The organism is Dietzia sp. CQ4 (assembly GCF_014145125.1).
Taxonomy (GTDB): Bacteria; Actinomycetota; Actinomycetes; order Mycobacteriales; family Mycobacteriaceae; genus Dietzia; species Dietzia natronolimnaea.
In genome coordinates this window covers 1-1087 of record NZ_JAALDZ010000182.1, presented here as the reverse complement: position 1 = coordinate 1087, position 1087 = coordinate 1, and the positions used below count along the sequence as shown (strand labels likewise).

Annotated in this window: 1 protein-coding gene and 1 pseudogene; both read right to left on the bottom strand. The window is 69.2% G+C overall.

Annotated elements, in window-relative coordinates; all coding sequences use genetic code 11:
* Positions 1–794 (bottom strand): membrane protein insertase YidC (gene yidC, locus G6031_RS11180; RefSeq protein ID WP_182653293.1); only part of this gene is annotated, 794 nt, incomplete at its 3' end.
* 183 nt (positions 795–977) lie between these two features.
* Positions 978–1087: pseudogene (murB, locus tag G6031_RS11175) on the bottom strand (UDP-N-acetylmuramate dehydrogenase); the annotation flags it as partial.

Sequence of the window (1087 nt, the reverse complement as noted above, 5' to 3'; positions counted from 1 at the left end):
CCCGCCGCACCGGTTCCCGCAGCGGCGCCGGTGGTGGCGGGCGCGGGGGCTGCGGGCTTCTCGCCGTCGACCTCGAGCACCTCGCCGTCGACGACCGGGCCGCCCGCCTTCTCCTCGGCGTCGACCTGCGCGATCGCGTCCTGCTCGGCCGCCTTGGCCGCCTTCTGCCGGCGGAACGAGTTCCACATGTTGATGAAGGTGGCGATGCCGGCCAGCACGAACAACGGCACGGCCAGCATGAGGATGTCCTCGCGCACGAGCCCGGGGTGCAGGGAGTCCATGACGTCCTGCGGCATCCGGATGTACGAGGCCAGCGGGACCCCGAAGATCTCGGCGTTGAGGAAGGAGGCGACCTGGTCGGGGCCGAACGCCCCGTTGGTCATGGTCGAGGCCTCTTCGATCGACACCCCACGCGGCGAGAAGTTGAGAAGCACGTAGTACAGACCCAGGAACACCGGGATCTGCACGAGCAGCGGCAGACACCCTGCGGCGGGATTGACCCCGGCATCCGCGTACAGGGCCTGCATCTCCTTGGCCTGCTCCTGGCGGTCCTCGGGGGTCTTGCGGTCCTTGTATTTGTTCTGCAGCTCCTTCATCTTGGGAGCGATCTGCGCCATCTTGCGCATGGAGTACTGCTGCCGGTACATCGACCGCATGAGCAGCAACCGCACTGTCACCACCAGCAACAGCACGGACCCCACCCAGGCCACTCCGGAACCGGGGTCCACGACGAAGCTCAGCACCCAGTGCCAGAACTTCATGACGAGCGACACCGGATACGCGAAGAGGTCCACGGGCGAATCTCCAGATGGGACGGTGGCGCCGGAGCGGGCGCGCGGGGTGGGGTGGAACAGGCCGGGTCAAGACTAGAAGGCCGTCCCCCAGCGTGCCAGGGTCAGCGGGAGCGGTGGGGGCCGGGGTGCTCAGCGGCGGCGGGAGCAGCGGGTTCGTGCCCGGCGCGAGGTCGCCCGGCAGCGTCAGATGCTGCAGCCCACCCACACCGGCTCGGGGTGCAGCTCCACGCCGAACGCCTCGAAGACGCCGTCGCGCACCTCGCGCGCCAGCGTGATCACGTCGTCGGCGGTGG